The sequence below is a fragment of the Arthrobacter sp. NtRootA1 genome, from assembly GCF_019976975.1.
Taxonomy (GTDB): domain Bacteria; phylum Actinomycetota; class Actinomycetes; order Actinomycetales; family Micrococcaceae; genus Arthrobacter; species Arthrobacter aromaticivorans.
In genome coordinates this window covers 313,735-329,977 of record NZ_AP024630.1, presented here as the reverse complement: position 1 = coordinate 329,977, position 16,243 = coordinate 313,735, and the positions used below count along the sequence as shown (strand labels likewise).

Genomic DNA, 16,243 nt, shown 5'->3' with positions numbered 1-16,243 from the left:
CGGCTCACCCCAGCAAATGAACCATCTGTCCCGGACGTGCTTGGCCCAGCAGGTCCAGGTCTTCGTCGCGAACAACTGCGATCACGGGGGACTTGCTCGTCGGCGGGTGCCCAGCCAGTGCAATGACGGGAAAGCCCGACGCCGGCAGCAGGACTGAGCCTGACAGCAACGGTTGTCCTTGGGATGCTGGAGTCGTGGCCGGATCCGCGCTGCCAGCCCGTCCAGCCGGCTCAAGTGGGCGCCCCACCAACCGGGCACCTACCCGGTCCGATTCCGGCGAGAGGATCCATGGTTCGCTGGTCAGCCGAAGCCAGGTACCGGCGTCGTAATTTTGGGCTTGCGGACCGCGCTTTACTCGGGCCACCACCGGACGTTCGGGGTCCAGGGCTCGACGCGGGGCGTGGTTCTCGATCGGAATATTGTTTCCGTGGGAGCGCCTGAAAGTCAGTGTGCCGCTGGCGCGAAGGGGTTCCGTTTGGGGTTCGATGCCGCCCTGAACGGCCAGGTAGTACCGGATCCCGAACATCGCCGGCCCAAACTCCAACACCGCCCCGGGGCTGACGCGAATAGCCTTGTTGAAGGGTAGTTCGAAGCCGTTGAGCTTGACCACGCCTTCCGCGCCGGTGACGGACAGAGCCGAGGCCGTGACGAACCGGAGCCGGAGACCACCCAGAAGTATTTCCAAGCCGGCCGCAGAGTCAGGGTTGCCCAGCAGTGCGTTGGCAAGGTGCAGGGAAGCGCGGTCCAGTGCCTGGTCAGGTGCAACGGCCAGGGTCAAGGGGCCCGGGTCAACAGCAACGGCACCCACTTAGAACCTCCTCTTCAAGGTGCGTTCCAGACCAAACTAGGCGAACGCATCAATCTCCACCCCAGCCTCCTCCAAGCCTGCCCGAACGGCCGCGGCCATGTTCACAGCGCCCGGGGTATCACCATGGATGCAGAGGGAATCGGCACTTACCGGGACAACCGTTCCGTCCACGGCCACCACTTCTTTCCGCGTCGCGAGGCGAACAGCCTGGGTAACCACCGCGGCGGGATCGTGCAGCACTGCGCCTTCCTCGGATCGCGGGACCAGCGTGCCGTCCGGAAGGTACGCCCTGTCCACGAATGCTTCCCGGAAGACCGGGTGTCCGGATTCCTCGGCCAGCTTCAGCCACGCCGAGCCCGGCAATCCCAGCACCGGCAGCCCGGGATCGTAGGCGTGGACTGCAGCAACCACGGCCTCAGCTTGGTCGGGATCGTGGACGATCCTGTTGTACAGCGCGCCGTGCGGTTTGACGTAGTCCACGGAAGCCCCCACTGCATGGGCCATCCCGTCCAGGGCGCCGAGTTGGTAGAGGACATCGCCGAACAGTTCGTCGAAGGTCATGTCCAGCGAGCGCCGTCCAAAGCCGGCCAGGTCCCGATAGCCCACATGTGCGCCAACGCGGACGTCCAGTTCGAACGCGGCACGGCAGCTGTCCAGCATGGTCAGGGGATCTCCTGCGTGGAAACCGCAGGCCACGTTGGCGCTGCTCACGATGCGGAACATCGAAGCGTCGTCGCCCATGGTCCAGGAGCCGAACGACTCCCCCAGATCAGCGTTGAGGTCCACTGTTACCGCCTTCCAGCGTCAGGTTGTTGTTGGTCTCGTTGGTGGATGCGAGCAGTTCGCCGGGAATCGTATCGGGCAGCGGCCCAAAGGCTTCCTTGGCAGTTGCGATGACGGCGCGGCCCATCATCAGATTGCCGGCACCACCCACCACGGCACCCACGCCAAACGGCAGGGCCCGCCCGAGGAAGGCAGAGCCTTGCCGCTTCAAGAGGTTCTTCAGGAACGCGCGCTGGATGGCATCGCGGATAACGCCGAAACCGCTGCCCGGAATCTTCTTGGTGAGCGTCTTGCCCCAGGCATTGGTCACGCCCTTGCCTCGTCCCAGGGACTGGCCGCTGAGGGCGCCCAGCAGCGATGTGCCTTCCTCGCCGAGCATGATGGCCATGACCATCGTTCTTGCCCGTTCCGGATCCGTCAGCCGGATGCCGTGGAGCTCCGCCAGCGTTGATGCATAGAGCGCGGTCGTCTCCAGAAACCCGACCGTGGCAAGGGCGGAGAGACCCAGCGAAGCTGCAGTTCCGATACCGGGTACGACGGCGGTGGCCCCCACGGCAGCTCCCCCGCCGGTGATGGCGGCCAGGTAGTCGCGCTCCAACTTTGCAGCAAGCTGTATCGGTGTTGCTTTTGGATGCCTGCGCTGCATTCTGCGCAGATTTGCCAGGACAAGTGGCCGCTGGATTTCGACGGCGCGCAGCAAGACATTGTGTACGCCCGGCTTGGTGTTGCCTTGGGCGTCGAATACTGCGTTATGGGCTGTCTCTTGGGCGATCTTCACCGCCGGGTTGGGTCGCTTGGGCATCTTCACCTCTGCTTGGCAGTTAGTCGTTTCGCGGAGAACTACTGCGTTCAGCCTATGCCACAGCCAGCTTTGTATGTGCCCGTTAAGAGGCTTGTTCTGCGCGTTTCCGGGCGAGGATTCAGCGCAGAGCGGACCTCTCAAGAGAGCCCACCCGGCGTAGACTTGGGTGCACTCACGGAAGCAGTCCAAGCAAGGACAGGGAGTATCCGTAATGAACGCAAACAACAAGGCAGAACACATCATCCGGCACCACACCGACGCTCCTGCAGAGGGAGAAACGGAAGGCTGGGTTTCGCACGATACCGGCATCCACAGCCAGGATGCTGCCGAGGGCCCCGACTTCGACGACGACGCCCCGGCGTCGGGCGCTTCATAACTCCGGCTCCTCCCGCACTTACCGCTGGTCGCCTTTTGGGGCAGACCGGCCTTTGGAGTGCGCGAATGTGCGTGGCTTCCTGACCTTCATTGAGACAAAAAGGGGTCCAGATCGCCGGAAAAGTGCACTTTTGGCCCGCAAACAAGGTCAGGAAGCCACCGAGCCAACCGCGTTGCTCACTTCGGGGCAGGCCCTGTGGTGTTGCGGATGACCAAGTGCGGTGTCCGTACAAGGTGCGCAGGCGGCGTCGAGCCTTCCAGACGATCGATGGCACGGTCGACGGCGGCCCGCGCCAGGAGCGGGGCGTCCTGGCTGACGGAGGACAACTGGACGTAGCTAAGGCGGGCGAACTGGCTATCGTCGTAACCCAGGACGGACACATCCTCAGGGACCCTGAGCCCAGCGGCCCGGAAGCTTTCCCAGATGCCGAGTGCGCAGCGATCGTTGAAGGCAAGGACGGCGGTGGGCAGGTCCTCCAGAAGCTCTCGACCAGCCCGGAGGCCGTCTTCTTCAGTGGCGCCACCGGGAATCACCCGGGATTCGAGCCCCCGGCCAGCCATCCCTGCGCGGAATGCTTCGCGGCGTTGGGGACTCGAGACAGCGTCCCCACCGTCCACGTGGGCAATTCTCTGATGCCCCAGCGAACTGAGATATTCCAGCGCGATGCGGATACCGGCGTCGTCATCGCTGCTGACCGAGTCCAGGGATTCGCCGACGTCGTCGCGGAGCAGGCTGACCACTGGGAGCCTTGCGGCATAGCCAGCCAGCTCGTCCTCCCCCAGCGTTGGAGAAATCATGATCAGGGCTTCACAGCCCAGATCGAGGAGAGATTCGACCGCACGCGATTCCGGCCGGCCGTTGGCCACTGCGCTCAGCGCGATATCGTAGCCGCGGACAGTTGCTCCGGCGTATGCGGCGTCGACGATTTCGGCGTGGAACGGGTGAGACGTGGAAAAGCTGACGCCCAGGAGCCTCGTCCGGCTGCTGCGGAGAAGCCGTGCACGGCTATCGGGACGGTAGCCGAGTTCCTTGGCCGCTTGCTGGACTTTAAGACGCGTGGCTTCAGAGGCTCCAGGAGCGTCCCGCATCACGATGGAAACGAGTGCACGGGAAACCCCGGCCGCTTCAGCCACATCCATCAGTGTGGGACGTTTTCCCATCATGGCCCTCCTTTGCCCGCAGCCAGTCTATAGAACGATCTAAGACGCCCACGGCATAATAGGCTCCTGCCCCAGACGTGCGGCCGGCCGCGACTCAGACGACCGACCGCACTAGCCCGGTTTTCGCAGTGACGGCGCCCCGGGTGGGCCCCAGAACCCACCACATCCATCACTGCCAACTCAGCGTTGTCCGCGGACATGTACCGAAAAGGGCAACGGCACATTACGCGCTACAACGACTTGGGCACTGGATATGTGCTCTGACCTGCGTAAACGTGACGCGGGCTTTTCGAATAATCTTCAGCCCCCCGAAAGCGTTGCCGTAACGGTGACATTTTTCTTCTACCCGGCGCACTTAACAGGTGTTGGAACGAGCAACTGACTGATGCGCGGCAGGAGCCACATATGAACACCCTCAACCAGGTATCGGCATTATCGGCTGCCCTACCGCTTGCCGATGCAACTGACATCCACCTCCTGTTCATGGCCGGCCTCGTTTTCCTTGCCGGCATTGTCGGCGTTGGCAGCGTCCTGCTGCTCCTGTTGCTGACCCCGCTCATCAGGCTGGCCTTCGGGCGTCATCTTCCTCATGCACGTGCCCGACGGAACGACGACACCTAGCCGGAGTGCAGCAAGACACGGAACTAGAACGATCTAGACATCAGCGGACCCAGCGTGCGAGCATTGCTTCACTAGATCGTTCTAGAAGCCTGAATCGAGGAACAACAATGACGTACCTTCAGCACCCGGTCATCGAGGACCGGCCTGTCCGCATCGCCGTGATCGGCGCCGGATGGATCGGCGCATTCCACGCCGGGTCCATCGCCCTGAGGATCCCGAATGCACGGTTGGAAGCCATCGCTGATCCAGTCCTACCCGCTGTGGAAGCCCTCGCAAGCCGCCTCGGCGTCACCAAAATCAGCACCGATGTTGCCGACGTCCTCGCCGATCCCGACGTGGACGCAGTACTTATCGCCACTCCCCTGAGGTTCCATTCCGAGCTGATCGCCGCTGCCGCCAAATCCGGGAAGGACGTGTTCTGCGAGAAGCCCGGCGGACGGACTATCGCCGAACTCGACTCCGCCATTGAAGCGGCGGAGAGTGCCGGCGTCGTGCTCCGTTTCGGTTTCAACCGCCGCTACTCCAACGATTTCACCGCGGCCCGGAAGCTGATCGACGACGGCGTAGTCGGAGTCCCGCAGCTGCTCCGCTCCCTCACTCGCGATCCCGGTACCGAAGCGGGCATCAGCAACCCGGAGAGGATTGCCCCGGGCACCATCTTCCTGGAAACCCTCATTCACGACTTCGACACCCTGAACTGGCTGAATCCGGGCGCGGTCCCAGTGAAAGTCCATGCAGTCGCAGATGCTTTGGTTGCTCCCGATGCCAAGGCCGGCGGCCTCCTGGACACTGCCGTTGTCACTGTCACTTACAGCAACGGTGCCATCGCTGTAGCAGAAGCCAACTTCAACGCCCTCTACGGTTACGACGTCCGCGGCGAGGTGTTCGGCGCTGCCGGCATGGTCACCGCCGGCAGTCCACAGGCCACCAACGCCACCAGCTACACAGCCGCCGGCATCGGGTCAGACACCACCCGCCTGAACATCGAACTCTTCCACGACGCCTATACGGCAGAGCTGGCCCACTTCGCGGACGATGTCGCCGCACGCCGGGGCAGAGTCAATCAACGCACGACGCCGGCAAACCCGCCTGCCGCTGTCGCTGCTCCCGGGGGCGTGGATGCACGCAACGCCCTGGCGGTTGCCTTGGCCGCTTTCACGTCAGCCCGGACTGGGCTTCCCGTTGACGTTTCCTCGATCGCCGACCTTCGTCCAGCCGAAACGGATTCAACAGCACAGCTTCAGGCCCCGGGGCAGGGAGCATGAGCTTCCGCTTGGCGGTCTGCGCCGAGATGGTCTACGGCGAGCTGCCATTGATCGATCGCGTGCGCCGCATTCACGATCAAGGTTTTGAGGTGGAGCTATGGGACACCCGTGGCCGGGACATCGCAGCCCTCGCAGCAACCGGCGCCAGGTTCTCCTCCATGAGTGGCTACTTCGGCGGCAGCGTCATCGATTCCAGTACTGCGCATGAAGTACTGGCCTCTGCCGAAAAGTTGATCCCCACAGCACTTGAGCTGGGCGTCGAACGCATGGTGGTTCACCCAAGCGAACTCGGCGAAGGCGGGCGGGCTGTCCGTCCCGCCCACCGGTCCACCGGCGGGATGTGGTTGACCGGCCTCCGAACTTTGGAACAGCTGGCTGAGCTGGGCCAAAAGCACGGCATCGTGTTTGCCCTGGAAAATCTGAATACGATCCTGGACCACCCCGGCATTCCCTTGGCACGCGCCAAGGACACACTGGCCATGGTCAGGGCCGTAGACCACCCGAATGTGAAGATGATGCTGGACCTTTACCACGCCCAGATCGGCGAGGGGAACCTTATTGAACTCGTGCGCTCAGCCCAGCCTTTTACGGGCGAGATCCAGGTTGCCGACGTGCCGGGCCGCTTCGAACCAGGGACAGGCGAGATCAACTACCCGGCCATTGCCAAAGCACTCCGCGACGCCGGGTACTCGGGAGTGATTGGCATGGAGGCCAGTGCGATCGGGGGTCAGGGCATCCAAGCGGGCGACGCAGCGTTGGCAGCCTTCCGCGCCGCGTTCTCTCCCAACTGAGTCGCAGCTGAGCGCGTTTAGAGGGCTCTAAACGCGCTCTAATGCGACTCAGTTGGGTTGTGCTGCCGCAGCAGCAACACCCCGGCGTTGGCGGCGACGATCAGTCCGATGCCCACCCACTGCCCCGCGGCCAGATCCTGGTGCAGGACCACGGCACCAATGACTGCAGCAAACACAGGGTTGATGCTCATGAGCACGCCGAACATGTTCGCGGGGACCCGTCGAAGCGCGATCAGATCGGCCACGTAAGGCAGCACGGATGCGAAGATACCGGCCGCCACAGCACAAAGAATCGCCAAGCCGTCCACCGGTTGACTGATGAAAACCACGACGGCGACAGGCAGGAACAGCGTGGCCGACACTCCTGTTGCGGCTGCTGTGCCCTGGATGCCTTGCACTCTTTGGCCGACGGTCCGGTTCAGAAGGATATAGGCGGCCCAACTGCAAGCGGCAATGAGCCCCAAGCCGATCCCTACGACGTCCACGGATGCTTCGGGCCGAGTGATGGCCAGAACGCCGAATGCAGCGACCACCGCGCAGAGCGCACTGCTCTTTCGTCGCGAGCTGATCAACGCCACGGCCAGCGGCCCAAGGAACTCAAGGGTGACGGCAAGTCCAAGGCCGATCCGTTGGATGGATGCATACAGGCCAAGATTCATGGTGCCGAACGAGACGGCGAGCAGAAGGACGGGCCACCATTGCCGCCAGCTCAATTCCCTCAACCGGGGCCGGACGATAGGCAAGAGAACGGCCGCCGCCACGAGCTGTCGCACCGCCACCACACCTACGGGTCCCATGACAGGAAAGGCTAATGATGCGGTGGCGGCGCCAAGCTGGTTGGAAAGTGCGCTGGCCAGGAGGGTCGCCGCGCCACCGGCCTTCCGGGACGGCTTTACTCCCACTGCCCTCGTATCGATCATGGGGAAATTCTGCGCTTGGACCGTCTATCCGCTAAATGCATGGACGAGGCTATTTATGCGGTGGACGTATGAATAAGATTGACGGTATGGACGTCGAGGTGAGGCAACTACGGTGCCTCCTGGCTGTAGTCGAGGAGGGCACATTCACCGATGCCGCCATTGGCCTGGGAATGTCCCAAGCGGCCGTTTCACGCAACATCTCCGGGCTGGAACAGGTTCTCGGGGTGCGGCTCCTGGAACGGACCACCCGCAGCGTGGGCCTGACTCGCTCCGGCGAGCGCGTCGTAGCCAAGGCACGGCGGGTCCTCTCACTTCTGGGCGATCTCGAAAGGGAGGCCCGGTCCGGTACTGGAAAGATCCGGATCGGCTATGCGTGGTCCGCTTTAGGCGAGCACACCATGGAGTTCCAGCGCCGATGGGCGGTCGCAATCCCGGGCGTGGAACTGCAGCTGCTGCACTCCAACTCCCCTACCGGCGGCCTCGCCGAGGGAACCACCGACTTCGCTATCCTTCGACGCCTTCCGGATGCGGCCGGCGTCGAGCACGTCCGGATTGGCGAGGAGAAGCGGTACTGTGCCATGTCCTCGGACGATCCCCTCGCAACGCGACGTTCCGTAACCATGGCGCAGGTGGCCCAACGGCCCGTGGCCATGGACCTGCGGACGGGAAGCACGACTCTTGAGCTGTGGGCGCAGGAGGAGCGGCCGGACATCGTACCCATTAACGATGTGGATGATTGGTTGACGACGATTGGCAGCGGGGCGGCGCGCGGCATGACTGCCGCGTCCACGGCCCACCAATATCGACGCCGGGGCATCATCTACCGTCCGGTACGCGACGCCCCGTCGGTGTCCGTCTACCTCGCGTGGTCCACGAAGGATCCGCCGCAGGAGCGCGGCCGGATCGTGGAGTTACTGATCGGGCTGTACTCGGGATGACTGCCAGCTCCCCGCGCGGATCTTCTTCTAGCTCGCCGCGCGCATTTTCTTAAGATGCAGTCCCCGACAGGGAATCGCTGCTGACACCAGATCCCTGCTGTGCTCGTGCTGGGGCTCGGCGAAGAACTTGTGGGTGTCGGTGAGTTCCACGAGGCGGCCCTGAAAGAGTACGGCTACGCGTTGGCACATGTGCCGCACTACGTCCATGTCGTGGGTGATGATCATCAGCGACAATCCCCTGTCCCGGTGCAGCCGCTGCAGCAGGTCAAGAATGGTTCGCTGCGTGAGGGCGTCCAGGGCCGACGTCGCTTCGTCGCAGATGAGGACCTCGGGTTCCAACAGGAGTGCCCGGGCAATCGTGACGCGCTGCAGTTGGCCACCGGAGCATTGTCCCGGGCGCCTTTCCAGCAGGCACGGGTCCAGTTCTACTTCCTTCATGGCGTCCTGAAGCCGCTGCGACCTTTCGGCGGGCGAAAGTCCAGCGTGCCGCCGGAGGGGAGCCTCAAGGCTGGCGCGAAGCGTCATGCGGGGGTCGAAGGAATCGTGGGGTTCCTGGAAGACCAACTGCACAGCGGTGGGCGGGCTGATCTCTCCTGCCGCCAGGGTGCGGGTGATGCTACCGCCGCTGATTCCTTCCAGCCCGACGATTGCCCTGGCGAGCGTGCTTTTCCCGGACCCGGATTGGCCGAGGACACCAAGGATCTCGCCCTGCTTAAGGGCTAGCGAAACCGAGTTCAACGCGGGCCGATCAGCATTTCCCAGCCCAAAACGCTTGCCCATCCCAAAACGCTTGCCCATCCCCAAGCGCTTACCAGGCCCGAAGTGTTTGACGACGTTCGTAAGGGTCAGCACGCTACGCCCCTGCGGCGTGACGTCCGTGATGCTCGTGGGCAACAGGTTTGATGCGTCCAGGAGCTTCCGCGTGTAGGCGGTTTTGGGGCTGCCCAAAACGGCCTCCGTGGTGCCGGACTCCACGATCTTCCCGGCGTCCATCACCAGGACCCTGTCCGCGAAGGCTGCCACAGACGCCAGGTTGTGGGTGATGTAGAGGATGCCGAGCCCACGGTGCCTGCGCTCACGGTCCAGCAATTCAAGGATCTGGCTTTCCAGCACTTTGTCCAGGGCGGAGGTGGGCTCGTCTGCCAGCAGAATTTCGGGTTGGCCAGCCAACGCCATGGCCGTCATTGCCCGTTGAGCCATTCCACCGGAAAGCTGGTGGGGGTAGGCCTGCGCGCCCCATTCCGGATCTTCGAAGCCAACCTCGACGAGCAGTTCAAGCACCTTCGTATCCGCGGGCTTGCCTGCGAGGCCTGCGTGGAGTTTCAGGGGTTCCTTCAGGTGCTTGCGGATGGTCTTGTTCGGATTAAACATCCTCTTGGGCTGCTGGAACAGCATCCCCAGCCGGCCACCTCGGATGCGATTCAACTCTGTTTCCGGCGCATTGGTCACATCCAGTGGGCCAAGTCGGATGGACCCGGACTCAATCCGCAGCGGCTCCGGCAGTAACTGCAGGACGGACTTGGCAGTCATGGTCTTTCCCGAACCCGAGCCTCCCACGAGGGCAACAAACTCTCCCGGCCGGACCGTCAGGCTAACTCTGGACAGGATCGGGGGCTCGGTGGCCGTGCTGCGGACGGTCAAGTCCTCGATGACGAGCTCAGGCATGCTGACCCTCCACCACGAGGACATCTACGGGGTCTGCTGCCCGGCGGGAGGCCCGCTGACCGATCAGGGTGACGCAGAGAGCCACCAGGAAGATGGCAAGTCCCGGGGCGATGATCCCCCACGGAGCCCGCTCAGCGTAGGGTTGGGCCGCTGCCACCATGGAGCCCCAGTCAGATTGCGGTGGTTGGACACCCAGCCCAAGGTAGGACAGCGCTCCGACGCTGATCAGGAGCTGCCCGAACCGCAGCGTCGCCTGTCCCAGCATCGGCGCTGCCAGATGCGGAAGGATGTGGCGGAAAATGATGAACGACGGCGAACAGCCCACCACGCGCGCCGCTTCAACAAATCCGCGTGCAGACACGTCATAGGCAAGCGTGCGCGCGAGCCTTGCAAACGGGGTCCATCCCGTGACCGTGAGCGCCACGAGCAACGACGAGAATCCAGTTCCCATCGCAGCCACGATGAACAATGCCACCACCATCTCCGGCAAGGCGAGCAGGACATCATTCGTGCGCGTAAAGAACTCGTCCAGCCAGCCCTTGCGGCGCGCACTCAGCACGCCGATCACCAAGCCAACGAGTCCAGTCAGCACCGTGGCAAGTGCAGCCACCACCAAAGAGAAGCGACCGCCGTCGAGCAATCTGCTGAGCGTGTCCCGCCCAAGGTGGTCCGTTCCCAGCCAATGAGTGGCGCTTGGCGATGCAAGGCGCGCGGCAAGGTTCTGGTCGTCCGGCGGGAACGGCGTCAGCCAGGGCGCGGCGGCTACTGCGGCTACCACCATGGCGAGGACGACGACGGCGGCCTTGTCTACCGCTGAGAGGTTACGCAAGGGCGCCACTCACCTTAGGGCTGAGGATCCGATGGAGGAAGTCCGCGAGGGTGGTGATCGCTACGGCCAATGCAACCACGACGACGACACCGCCCTGCGCCAGGGGAATATCGCTGTTCACCACGGCGTCGTAAAGGAGCCGTCCCATGCCCGGAATCGCGAAAACGACCTCCACAATGACCGAACCTCCCAGGAGACCCGCGAACCATACGGCGAAAAGAGTGGACAACGGGACCAGCCCGTTGGGAATGACATGCCGCATGATGGTCTGGACGTGACTGAGACCGCGGGCCCTGGCGGCTTGAATGTGCTCTGCTTCCAAAGCATCGATCATGCCGGAGCGCACCGCTGAGGTGAAGAAGCTGATGGGTCGCAGGGCGAGGGTTACCGCTGGCAGGACTATGGATGATGTGGTGTTCCAGCCAGCTGACGGCAGCAAGGACAGTTTGAGTGCGAAAACCAAGACCAGGAGAGGCGCCAGCCAGTACTCGGGCATAGCGATGAAGGACTGGGTAATGGTGGTGATCAGTTTGTCGGCTTTTCCACCTTGCTTCAGTCCTGCAACGATCCCCAACGGCAGCGAAACGATTACCGCGATGCCCAGAGCCACGATCACCAGGCTGAGGGTGATGCCAAGAGCGGGCATTACCTGGTCAACAACGGGTGTCCGGCTGATATGCGACAACCCCATGTCGCCGCTGAAGAAAGCTCCGAGCCAGCGGAAGTACTGGACAGGCAGTGGATCGTGGAGACCCAGGCTTTGGCCGAGGGCCTGGACAGTGGAATCGTCCACGACATCCCCGGCCACCCGCGAACGGATGATCTTGCGGACCGGATCGCCCGGGGTGACATAGGGGATAAGGAAAACGGCGAAAGACGACAGCAGGACGGCGGCCACGAGGGTCGCCGTCCGCTTCGCAAGGAACGTGATCATGCGGGTTTGGTTCGTTTGTCCCAGCTCGCTGCTAGGAGCCGGACTTTGCGGTCTGAGCTGTCAGGACGTAACGGGACAGCGGATCCTGAACGTAGGAGAGGACGTTGCTGCGGATGGCGTCTGTTGCCTGTTCATTGACCAGCCAGAGGTTCACGGCCTGGTCATCCAGGATCTCGCCGGCCTTGGCGTACAGCTTGTAGCGTTCCTCGGTGTTGGACGTCTTGGCCGCTTCAGCGATGGTGGCGTCATACTCCTCGTTGCAGAAGTGGCTGAGGTTGTAGGTGCCCTTGCACGTATAGTCCGCGGTGAGGAAGCCGATCGGATCAGCGATATCGATCAGCCTGTTTCGCTGGCTGAGGATCATGTCGTAATTGCCGGCCAGAACGTCCGGTTCAGCTGAGGCGTATTCCTTGGCCTGGATAGTTACCGGGACGCCAATGCTCTTGAGGTTGTCCTGGATCACGGTGGCGACGTCGGCGAATTCTGACCGTTCCACGATCGCAATGATCTCCAGGGGCCTGTCAGCGGTGTATCCAGCTTCGGCGAGGAGCTTCTTTGCTTCCTCAATGTTTTGCTTGGGTGGGCTTGCCTTGCCTGAAGCCCACGGTTCGGAGGGTGCGAACGGTCCCGCTGCCGGGAGGGCTGCGCCCTCGTAGACGCTGGCCGCCAAGGCATCAAGATCCAGTGCGGACCGCAGGGCCTTGCGGAAGTCGACGTTGTTGAAGGGAGCACGTCCGTTGTTCATGTAGAGCGTCGCCGTGCGGGGTGAGTTGGCTTTGAGAACAGAAACTTCGGAGGCGTTCTTAAGCGTGGAGAGGCCGGAGGCAGGGATTGAAAGGGAGATGTCAGCTTCCCCGGTTTGGACCTGGGCTGCGCGGGTGGCGCCGTTGGTGATGAAGCGGACTTCGGCCCCAGCGAGTTGCACCTGGCCGCCCCAGTAGTTCTTGTTGCGATCCAACGTCAGGGACTGCTTGGCTTTCTCGGACACGGGAACGAACGGCCCGGTGCAGTGACCGAAGGGGTCCACGGTGGCGCCTTGGTAAGCAGCCGGTGACAGGATGCCGGTGTTGACGCTGGCAAGTCGGAAGGGAACCAGCGGGCTCTCCGCAGGAGTTGTCACACGAACTGTCTTGGCGTCCATGGCCTTGACACCGCTGACAATGCCCGGGTTGAACGCCCGGGCAGGGACCTTGGCCTTGAGGACGGTGTTAAGGGCCGCAGCCACCGACTCGGCAGTGAGGTCGGTTCCGTCCTGGAACTTGACGCCCTGGCGAAGGGTGAAGTCCCACTCAAGCGGTGAGACCTGCTTCCATTCGGTTGCCAGGAACGGAACCACCTTGCCCTCGGCGGAGTCGTACTTGGTCAGCGTCTCCAGGCACCCGGACAGCGACAGGATGTACGCGGAGTCGGATTCCAGCGCCCAGTTGGCAACGGGTGCACGGAAGTTGTCCACCACAATGCGCTGGTTGGTATCCGCGGCCTTCCCGGCGGTACCAGTCTGGGCCCCACTCAGACCACAACCCGTTAGGGCAAGGAGGGCCGCAAGACCTAGGGCTGCGGATCGGCTGAGTTTGCGCAATGGAACCGCCTGTTAAGTGTGCCCGGGGAAGCACGTGGGAAATTGAAGACTATTTAGGTTAGCCTTACCTCTGTATTTCCGCGAAATGGCGTTCTTGGCGTTCGTAATAATTTGCCCTTCAGCAGGAGTGCCTCAGAACGTTGTGGCGTCGATGACGAAGCGGTAGCGGACATCGCTGGCGAGTACCCGTTCGAATGCTTCGTTGATCTGGCTTGCGTGAATGACTTCCACGTCTGCTCCCAGTCCGTGGGCGGCGCAGAAGTCCAGCATTTCTTGTGTTTGGCGGATCCCGCCCATCCTTGACCCGCTGAGGTTGCGTCGGAATTCCACCAGCGACCAAGCGCGCTGGCTCAGGGGCTTGGAGGGCAGCCCCACGAGGACCATGGTGCCGTCCAAGGCAAGCAAGGACAGATAGGCATCCACATCGATGTCCGCGGAGACGGTGTTGATGATCAGATCCAGCTGGCCCTTCAGATATTCGAAGGTCGCGGGCTCAGATGTTGCGTAGTAGCTGTTGGCGCCGAGCCTGACGGCGTCCTCCTGCTTCTTTAGCGATTGGCTGAGCACAGTGACTTCGGCTCCCAAAGCCGCAGCGATCTTCACCCCCATATGACCAAGTCCGCCCATTCCTATGATGGCGACGCGCTTGCCTGGCCCGGCTTTCCAGTTACGCAGCGGGGCGTACATAGTGATTCCCGCACACAACAGCGGGGCCGCATCTGGGAGGGGTATGCCATCGGGAATCCGAACGACGTAATTCTCATCCACCACGATGCTTGTGCTGTAACCGCCCGCGGTGGGCAACCCGTCACGGCCGAAAGAGTTGTACGTGCTCGTTGCACCTTGCAGGCAGTACTGTTCCTCGCCTGCCCGGCAATTGACGCATTCCCTGCAGGAGTCGACGAAACAGCCCACGCCCACCCGGTCCCCCACCGAATGACGGGTGACTTTTGGACCGACAGCTTCCACCACTCCGACGATTTCGTGGCCAACCACCAGGGGGTAGTTACTGGCCCAGTCTCCGCGTGCGGCATGGATGTCGGAGTGGCAGATTCCGGTGTACTTGATGGAAATCTGCACATCGAAATCGCCGGGATCGCGCCGCTCCACAGTGCCAGGAGTGAGTTCCGAGGTGGGAGAAGAGGCCACATAGGCCTTCACGGTAGTAGGCATGTCATCCTTCTTTCGGCAGTTGGCACCAAAACGCCAGGACTAGTTGGAGGGGAAGTTGTAGGAGGCGCCGGAGGCGTGGGTGGGTTCGGGCCAGCGGGAGGTGATGACTTTGCCGCGGGTGTAGAAGGACACGCCTTCGGGGCCATAGATGTGTTTGTCGCCGAAGAGGGAGTTCTTCCAGCCGCCGAAGGAGTGGTAAGCCACCGGAACGGGCAGGGGCACGTTGATGCCGACCATGCCCACGGTCACGGAGCGCTGGAACGTCCGGGCTGCGGCGCCGGAGGAGGTGAAGATCGCGGTGCCGTTGCCGTACGGGTTGGCATTGATCAGCGCGATGCCCTCCTCGAGGGTGTCCACGCGGACCACCACCAGCACGGGCCCGAAGATCTCCTCCGTGTACGCGCTCATTTCGGTGCTGACCTGATCGATCACGGTGGGGCCAACCCAGAAACCTTCCTCGTGGCCGGGGACGGCGAGGTCGCGGCCGTCCACCACCATGGCAGCGCCGGCCTGCTCTGCTTCGGTGACGATCCGTTCGATGCGTTCCTTGGAGGCCGGGGTGATGACCGGACCCATCTCCGCACCGGGCACTGTGCCGTTGTTGACCTTCACGGCCAGGGCACGTTCCTGGACCTTCTTCACCAGCAAATCAGCCGCGTCCCCGACAGCGACAGCGACGGAGATCGCCATGCACCGCTCCCCCGCGGAACCGAACGCCGCGGCGGCGAGGTGGTCAGCTGCGTTGTCCAGGTCAGCGTCCGGAAGCACGATCGCGTGGTTCTTCGCCCCGCCCAGGGCCTGGACCCGCTTGCCGTGCTTCGTGGCGGTTTCGTGGACGTACTGCGCAATCGGGGTCGACCCAACAAAGGAAATACCGTCCACATCCGGGTGCGTCAGGAGCCCGTCAACGGTTTCCTTCCCGCCGTGCAGGACCTGGAACACCCCATCAGGCAAACCGGCCTGCTTCCACAGCTTCGCGAGCAACATCGGTGCGGACGGGTCCCGCTCGGAGGGTTTGAGGATGAACGCGTTACCGGTCGCGATCGCCATCGGAGCCATCCACAACGGCACCATCACAGGGAAGTTGAACGGGGTAATACCGGCCACCACGCCCAGGGGTTCACGGAAGGAAAACACATCAATGCCGGTGGAGACCTGGTCCGAGTAGTCACCCTTGAGCAGGGACGGGATGCCGCAGGCGAACTCGATCACTTCCAGACCACGGCCGATCTCGCCCTTCGCGTCGGAGAGGACCTTGCCGTGCTCGGCCGTGATCAACTCGGCCAGCTCGTCCACGTGCGCGGCGACGAGTTCACGGAACTTGAACAACACGCCCGTGCGCTTGGCCAGGGAAATATCACCCCAGGACTGCGCAGCCTTCTTCGCCGCAGCCACCGCCGTGTTCAGGTCAGCCTCGTTCGCCAGACGCAGTTCAGCGGTGACCTCGCCGGTGGCCGGGTTGTACACGGGCCGGGTCTGTTCCCCCTCCCCCGTGGACTCGGCGCCATTGATGAAGTGGTTGATCCGGGTGAGCGTCGTCGTTGAGGTGCTCATGGCAAAGTTCCTTAGGTAAAGAAGGCTGGGAAAACGCGAAACAGG

The 16,243-nt window shown here is 62.9% G+C and carries 16 protein-coding genes; 5 read left to right on the top strand and 11 right to left on the bottom strand.

The genetic code is table 11. The features are described from left to right. Nucleotides 1-4: 4 nt before the first annotated feature. Genes LDN90_RS01605 through LDN90_RS01595 form a run of 3 tightly spaced genes read right to left on the bottom strand, consistent with a single transcriptional unit; the run spans nt 5 to nt 2,393 of the window. Nucleotides 5-808: a biotin-dependent carboxyltransferase family protein gene (locus LDN90_RS01605; protein WP_223947661.1), complete on the bottom strand. Its 804-nt coding sequence runs from the start codon at nt 806-808 to the stop codon at nt 5-7. 36 nt (nt 809-844) lie between these two features. Then, the gene (locus LDN90_RS01600; RefSeq protein ID WP_216922397.1) at nt 845-1,594 is read right to left on the bottom strand and encodes a 5-oxoprolinase subunit PxpA; all 750 of its coding nucleotides are present in this window, start codon (nt 1,592-1,594) and stop codon (nt 845-847) included. Then, nucleotides 1,578-2,393 (bottom strand): hypothetical protein, encoded by an 816-nt coding sequence (locus LDN90_RS01595; protein ID WP_216922399.1) that lies wholly within the window; start codon nt 2,391-2,393, stop codon nt 1,578-1,580. The genes LDN90_RS01600 and LDN90_RS01595 overlap by 17 nt, the downstream gene beginning before the upstream one ends. Before the next feature lie 211 nt (nt 2,394-2,604). On the opposite strand from LDN90_RS01595, the gene LDN90_RS01590 reads away from it, so the two are divergent. Next, a complete protein-coding gene (locus LDN90_RS01590; RefSeq protein WP_216922401.1) occupies nt 2,605-2,769 on the top strand; it encodes a hypothetical protein in 165 nt (54 codons plus the stop codon). Nucleotides 2,770-2,945: 176 nt separating this feature from the next. Here LDN90_RS01590 and LDN90_RS01585 read toward each other — a convergent pair whose 3' ends face one another. Continuing rightward, nucleotides 2,946-3,932, bottom strand: a complete 987-nt coding sequence (locus tag LDN90_RS01585; protein WP_223947660.1) for a LacI family DNA-binding transcriptional regulator — start codon at nt 3,930-3,932, stop codon at nt 2,946-2,948. 402 nt (nt 3,933-4,334) lie between these two features. Here LDN90_RS01585 and LDN90_RS01580 point away from each other — a divergent pair, with 402 nt between their 5' ends. The 3 genes from LDN90_RS01580 (at nt 4,335) to LDN90_RS01570 (ending at nt 6,606) form a co-directional block, all read left to right on the top strand. After that, nucleotides 4,335-4,550 carry a hypothetical protein gene (locus LDN90_RS01580; protein ID WP_223947659.1) on the top strand — a complete coding sequence of 72 codons (216 nt, stop codon included), beginning with the start codon at nt 4,335-4,337 and terminating at the stop codon, nt 4,548-4,550. A 107-nt stretch (nt 4,551-4,657) separates the two neighbouring features. After that, complete coding sequence (locus LDN90_RS01575; RefSeq protein WP_223947658.1) at nt 4,658-5,815, top strand: Gfo/Idh/MocA family oxidoreductase; 1,158 nt, start codon at nt 4,658-4,660, stop codon at nt 5,813-5,815. Continuing rightward, on the top strand, nt 5,812-6,606 hold the full coding sequence (locus LDN90_RS01570; RefSeq protein ID WP_223947657.1) for a TIM barrel protein: 795 nt from the start codon (nt 5,812-5,814) through the stop codon (nt 6,604-6,606). Before LDN90_RS01575 ends, LDN90_RS01570 begins: the two co-directional genes overlap by 4 nt. A gap of 38 nt (nt 6,607-6,644) precedes the next feature. Here LDN90_RS01570 and LDN90_RS01565 read toward each other — a convergent pair whose 3' ends face one another. Next, nucleotides 6,645-7,526 (bottom strand): EamA family transporter, encoded by an 882-nt coding sequence (locus tag LDN90_RS01565; protein ID WP_223947656.1) that lies wholly within the window; start codon nt 7,524-7,526, stop codon nt 6,645-6,647. A 68-nt stretch (nt 7,527-7,594) separates the two neighbouring features. Here LDN90_RS01565 and LDN90_RS01560 point away from each other — a divergent pair, with 68 nt between their 5' ends. Next, nucleotides 7,595-8,464, top strand: coding sequence for a LysR family transcriptional regulator (locus LDN90_RS01560; protein WP_223947655.1), 870 nt, complete (start codon nt 7,595-7,597; stop codon nt 8,462-8,464). Nucleotides 8,465-8,491: 27 nt separating this feature from the next. Here the strand turns inward: LDN90_RS01560 and LDN90_RS01555 are convergent, their stop codons facing one another. The 6 genes from LDN90_RS01555 to LDN90_RS01530 all read right to left on the bottom strand — a co-directional run bounded on the left by LDN90_RS01555 (nt 8,492) and on the right by LDN90_RS01530 (nt 16,198). Then, entirely contained in the window at nt 8,492-10,129 is a 1,638-nt protein-coding gene (locus LDN90_RS01555; RefSeq protein WP_223947654.1) for an ABC transporter ATP-binding protein, read from the bottom strand. Then, complete coding sequence (locus LDN90_RS01550; RefSeq protein ID WP_223947653.1) at nt 10,122-10,967, bottom strand: ABC transporter permease; 846 nt, start codon at nt 10,965-10,967, stop codon at nt 10,122-10,124. The genes LDN90_RS01555 and LDN90_RS01550 overlap by 8 nt, the downstream gene beginning before the upstream one ends. After that, nucleotides 10,951-11,892 (bottom strand): ABC transporter permease, encoded by a 942-nt coding sequence (locus LDN90_RS01545; protein ID WP_223947652.1) that lies wholly within the window; start codon nt 11,890-11,892, stop codon nt 10,951-10,953. The genes LDN90_RS01550 and LDN90_RS01545 overlap by 17 nt, the downstream gene beginning before the upstream one ends. Before the next feature lie 31 nt (nt 11,893-11,923). Then, nucleotides 11,924-13,471, bottom strand: coding sequence for an ABC transporter substrate-binding protein (locus tag LDN90_RS01540; RefSeq protein WP_223947651.1), 1,548 nt, complete (start codon nt 13,469-13,471; stop codon nt 11,924-11,926). Nucleotides 13,472-13,603: 132 nt separating this feature from the next. Then, complete coding sequence (locus LDN90_RS01535) at nt 13,604-14,644, bottom strand: NAD(P)-dependent alcohol dehydrogenase (RefSeq protein WP_223947650.1); 1,041 nt, start codon at nt 14,642-14,644, stop codon at nt 13,604-13,606. Between the two features lie 39 nt (nt 14,645-14,683). Further along, on the bottom strand, nt 14,684-16,198 hold the full coding sequence (locus LDN90_RS01530) for a CoA-acylating methylmalonate-semialdehyde dehydrogenase (protein WP_223947649.1): 1,515 nt from the start codon (nt 16,196-16,198) through the stop codon (nt 14,684-14,686). Nucleotides 16,199-16,243: the final 45 nt, after the last annotated feature.

Excerpts from the sequence above, each read along its gene's own strand:
- LDN90_RS01595 (WP_216922399.1), bottom strand. The coding sequence starts at position 2,393 with ATGCCCAAGCGACCCAACCCGGCGGTGAAGATCGCCCAAGAGACAGCC.
- LDN90_RS01590 (WP_216922401.1), top strand. The coding sequence starts at position 2,605 with ATGAACGCAAACAACAAGGCAGAACACATCATCCGGCACCACACCGAC.
- LDN90_RS01585 (WP_223947660.1), bottom strand. The coding sequence starts at position 3,932 with ATGATGGGAAAACGTCCCACACTGATGGATGTGGCTGAAGCGGCCGGG.
- LDN90_RS01580 (WP_223947659.1), top strand. The coding sequence starts at position 4,335 with ATGAACACCCTCAACCAGGTATCGGCATTATCGGCTGCCCTACCGCTT.
- LDN90_RS01575 (WP_223947658.1), top strand. The coding sequence starts at position 4,658 with ATGACGTACCTTCAGCACCCGGTCATCGAGGACCGGCCTGTCCGCATC.
- LDN90_RS01570 (WP_223947657.1), top strand. The coding sequence starts at position 5,812 with ATGAGCTTCCGCTTGGCGGTCTGCGCCGAGATGGTCTACGGCGAGCTG.
- LDN90_RS01565 (WP_223947656.1), bottom strand. The coding sequence starts at position 7,526 with ATGATCGATACGAGGGCAGTGGGAGTAAAGCCGTCCCGGAAGGCCGGT.
- LDN90_RS01560 (WP_223947655.1), top strand. The coding sequence starts at position 7,595 with ATGAATAAGATTGACGGTATGGACGTCGAGGTGAGGCAACTACGGTGC.
- LDN90_RS01555 (WP_223947654.1), bottom strand. The coding sequence starts at position 10,129 with ATGCCTGAGCTCGTCATCGAGGACTTGACCGTCCGCAGCACGGCCACC.
- LDN90_RS01545 (WP_223947652.1), bottom strand. The coding sequence starts at position 11,892 with ATGATCACGTTCCTTGCGAAGCGGACGGCGACCCTCGTGGCCGCCGTC.
- LDN90_RS01535 (WP_223947650.1), bottom strand. The coding sequence starts at position 14,644 with ATGCCTACTACCGTGAAGGCCTATGTGGCCTCTTCTCCCACCTCGGAA.
- LDN90_RS01530 (WP_223947649.1), bottom strand. The coding sequence starts at position 16,198 with ATGAGCACCTCAACGACGACGCTCACCCGGATCAACCACTTCATCAAT.